Annotated in this window: 3 protein-coding genes; 2 read left to right on the top strand and 1 reads right to left on the bottom strand. The window is 79.1% G+C overall.

Annotated elements, in window-relative coordinates; genetic code table 11:
- Nucleotides 1-414 precede the first annotated feature (414 nt).
- Nucleotides 415-1,272 (top strand): hypothetical protein, encoded by an 858-nt coding sequence (locus ACFV5N_RS23350; RefSeq protein WP_385603168.1) that lies wholly within the window; start codon nucleotides 415-417, stop codon nucleotides 1,270-1,272.
- A gap of 191 nt (nucleotides 1,273-1,463) precedes the next feature.
- On the opposite strand, the gene ACFV5N_RS23345 is transcribed toward ACFV5N_RS23350, so the two are convergent.
- Entirely contained in the window at nucleotides 1,464-3,089 is a 1,626-nt protein-coding gene (locus ACFV5N_RS23345; protein WP_385603165.1) for a DUF6350 family protein, read from the bottom strand.
- Nucleotides 3,090-3,160: 71 nt separating this feature from the next.
- Here ACFV5N_RS23345 and ACFV5N_RS23340 point away from each other — a divergent pair, with 71 nt between their 5' ends.
- The gene (locus tag ACFV5N_RS23340) at nucleotides 3,161-3,808 is read left to right on the top strand and encodes a hypothetical protein (RefSeq protein WP_385603162.1); all 648 of its coding nucleotides are present in this window, start codon (nucleotides 3,161-3,163) and stop codon (nucleotides 3,806-3,808) included.
- The last annotated feature ends 225 nt before the right edge of the window (nucleotides 3,809-4,033 follow it).

Below are 4,033 nucleotides of genomic sequence, written 5' to 3'. Positions count from 1 at the left end.
TTTTAACCCACCCTGGCCCCTGGGGGGGGGGGGGCCGACCCCGCCCCCCCCCCCCCCCCGGCGGCCCCCCCGGCCCCGTGCGGCCGGGCCCTGCCCCGCTTGCCCGGGGGGGGCGCCCCCCCCCGCGACCACCTGCGCGCCGTACCAGCGCGGGCCGAGAGCGGACTGGGCATCCAGCAGCGCCTGGAGATTGGTGCCCGAGCCGGATACCAGGACGACGAGGCGTGCGGGATCCTTGGGCTGCTGGGCTGGGGCCACGGCGGGAATCTTCCTCGTGCGGTGGGCTGAGCGCGACAGGGCCGTCGGCCACCGGTCACCATACCGGCATACCGGGCTCCCCCATGCGACGGGTGAGGCGGGGCCGGGTACGGTCGTTGCCAGCGGATCCGCGGACGAAGGGGACAGCCGACCACCATGACCGATCGACGGCGAGCCTCGGGGCGGCAGGACCGGCCCGGCGAGGAGCACAACCCCTTCGCACCGCCGCCCGAGGGCCAGCCCGACCGGCCGTGGCAGTTCCGCCGTGAGGACAGCGGCAACGGCAACGGCGACGGACGCGGCACCACCGGGGGCAGCGGCGACGACAGAGCCGGCGGCGGCAACGGCGAGGGCGGCGGCGACGGCTCCGGCGAGAACGAGGACAACCAGCGCTCCCGCTGGGGCAGCCAGTGGAGCCGGCGCCAGCCGGGCCGCGGCAGCGGCGGCTTCGGCCAGCCCCCGCAGCAGCCCGGCGAGGAGCCGGGCGGGCGGCCGTTCGGCCCGCGCTGGGACCCGACCGACCCGCGCCAGCGGCACGCCAGGTACGCGCTGCTGGCCGGCCTGTGGGGCATCTTCGCCGGCCTGCTGGGCTGGGAGTGGCTGGGACTGCTGCTCGGCGCGCTCGCCCTCTACTGGGGCATCAGCGGACTGCGCGGCGCCCCGCAGGAGGGGACCGGCAAGGACAAGGACGCAGCCAAGGACACCGGCGGCGAGGAGCGGGAGCCGCACCACCGGGCGACCGTCGCCCAGGTGGAGGGCGAGGCCCCGCGGCCCGGCCCCGCGGCCACCGCCACCGCCCCGGCCCCGTCCCGGCGTTCCCCGGTGGGCCTGGCGATCGGCGGTGTGGTGCTGGCGGGCCTGGCCCTGCTGATCGTCTTCACCACCTACACGGTGCAGCTGGTGTACAAGGACTACTTCGACTGCCACCAGGACGCCCTGACCGCCACCAGCCGCGAGGCGTGCGAGGACCTGCTGCCCAAGCAGCTCCGGCCGATCCTCGGCGAACGGGGCTGACGGACCCGGCCCGCGGGCGGCGGTGGGCCGGGCGGACCGGCCCACCGCCCGCGCCGTGGCACGGCACCCGCACGGCGTGCGTGCCGCCCCCGTCGCCGCCAACGCCCGGGCCACCGCCGGGCGATCCCGATCCGGCCCAGCAGGTCGGGAACCTCGGCCTTTGTTCGGAACCCCCGTCCCGGAGGCGGTGTTCAGGACTCCCGACCGGTGTCCGAGCGTGCGGAGAGGTCCGTTTCCTGGTCGAAGGGCCCGTCCGGGGTGCGGGGAACGGCCGAGGGCGGCGGCTCGGCGGCGGCCCCGGACGGCTCGGGGCGCAGCATCCGCCGCAGCCGGCTGATCGTGCCGGGCCCCAGCGGCTCGATGTCCGGGCCGTCCCCGCGCCGCCGCCGGGGCCACCGTCCGGCGGGCCGTACCCGTTCCGTGGCCCGGCGCCGTTTCCGCTCCCGGCGCCGCTGCGGCCGGACCTTCTTCGCCGCCTTCCCGGCCCCGGCCCCGGCCCCGGCGACCGGGTCCGTCCCGTGCGGTCGCCCCGGCTCCTCCGGCTGCTCCGTCCCGTCCGGCCGCTCCCCGCGGGCCGCCCACCACCGCCACACCCAGCCGGTGAGCAGGTGCCAGGGGCCCGCCGTGCGCAGCTGCCAGGCGCGGAGCGCCAGCGCCAGCGGCACCCCGCCCAGCACGCCCCACGCGGCACCGGCCGCGCCCGTCAGCAGCGGATCGGGGCCGAACTCGGCCAGTGCCGCGGTGCCCAGCGGCCCGCCCGCCAGCGTCGCGAGACCGCCCAGTACGACCCCGCAGCCGACCGCCGCCAGCAGCGCGGTCAGCGCCGTGGCCGCCGGGCCGGAGCCGGAGCGTACGGCGCCGCGCGCGGTGAAGTGCGCCAGGACCGCCACCCCGGCCGCCGGCACCACGGCGGCCACCGCCCACACCGCCCAGCCGCCCCCCGTACCGCCGGGCGCGACCGCCAGCAGCGGGAACGCGGGCAGCCGCGGCCCCTCCCCCGCGCCGCCGCCGAGCGGCAGCGGCGCCAGCAGGCTGCCCGCGCCCAGCGTGAAGCCCGGCCCCAGCCCGTACGCCGCCGCCCACACCGCCGCGTTCGGCGCCAGCGCGAGCCCGAGCAGCAGCACCGCGATCTGCCCCGACCAGGGGCCCGACAGCTGGCCGAACGTCCGCTGCGCCGCGTCCGCGTGCAGCACGAGTGCCCCGGCCGCCAGCAGGGCACCCGCCCCCACCACCGCCGCCGTGGCGGCCACGGCGGCGCGTCCCGCCGCCGCCAGCCGGTAGGGGTCGGGCCACGGCGCCGGCCAGCCCAGCACCGAGACGGCCGAGGCCAGCGCCACCGCGCAGGTCAGCAGCGGCATCGCCAGCAGGGCGCTCGGCGGGTGCACGCTGATCGGGCCGCCGAGTGTGTACAGCGCGGCGGGCACCGCCGGGAGCAGATAGCCGGCACTCACCCACAGCGCGGCGCGCGGCCCGAGCGCCGGGTCCCGTTCGCCGATCAGCGCCACCCGCACGGCCCGGTGCAGCAGCCAGCAGGGCAGCGCGGTGAGCAGCAGCGGGGTCAGTCCGATGGGGGCGGGGACGCCGCTGAGCGTCTCGGCGCGCACGAGTTCGGCGCCGTGGGCCAGCAGCCACAGCCCGGCGACGACGCGCAGCGCGCCGCCCGCGCCGCTGTCCGGGAACGGGGAGGTGGTCCACAGCACGAGTCCGATGACGGCCAGCACGCCGAAGCCGAGTCCGGCCGCCACCAGCCCCTCACCGAGCCAGCGGCTGCGGGCGATTCGGCCGTCCGGGGCAAATCGCTGGATAAGGGTGCGCACGCGGCCATGCTGCCAAGAACGCCCGGCAGGCTGGGGTACCGCCACGGCCCGGACCAGGAAGGACAGCCGCCATGGAGACCCTGACCAGCGCACCGGGCCGAAGACGTACGCCCGTTCGGTGGTGGAATCCGCCGGTGACCCCGGAGGCGGCGTTCGCGGCGCTGTACGAGGCGCACGCGGCCGCGCTGACCCGGCAGGCGTTCCTGCTGTGCGGCGGGGACGCGCGGTTCGCGGCCCGCGCGGTGGAGCGCGGATTCCAGCGCTGCTGGGAGGAGTGGCCCGCCGTGGCGGCGGACCGCGACCCCGCGGCACGGGTGCGGGCGGCGGTGTACGGGTACGCCCTCTCGCCGTGGCACCGGCTGCGGCCCTGGGGCCGGCCCCGGCCGCTGCTGCCCGCCCTGCTGGCGCTGCCGCCGCACCGGCGCGGCACGGTGGTGCTGCACGACTGCGCGGGGGTGGGCCTGGCCCGTACGGCGGCCGAGACGGAGGCGACGGAGGCGGTGGCCCTGGCGCGGCTGCGGGCGGGGCGGGCGGCGCTGCCGCCCGGGATGCCGCCGCTGGCCGCACTGGCCGCGGCGGCGCCGTCGCGTACCCGCCGCCCGGACGCGGTACGCCGCGCGGGCGAACGGTCCACCGCCCGCCGCACCGCGGCCTGCCTGCTGCTGACGGCGGCGACCCTCACGGCGATGACGGCTTCGGTCATGACGGCACTGCGCTGAGCAGCCGCGCCCGGCGCGCGGGAGCGGGCCGGAGGCACCCGGTGCGTCGTACGGGGAGCCTGCCTGTCGTGGGGCTGCTCGATGCCCCCGAGTCCCACGGCACGAAGCGGAAGCCGCGCCCAGCGCGGTAGGACACGGCGCCCGGGAGCGCCGTCCCGCCACCGGCCCGGCGGCAGGGCGGCCGGGAAACGGCGAGGGCGCCCCGGCCGTACGGTGTACGGCCTG

It is taken from the genome of Streptomyces sp. NPDC059853 (assembly GCF_042731495.1).
Taxonomy (GTDB): Bacteria; Actinomycetota; Actinomycetes; order Streptomycetales; family Streptomycetaceae; genus Streptomyces.
This window is presented reverse-complemented; position numbering and strand designations above follow the sequence as displayed.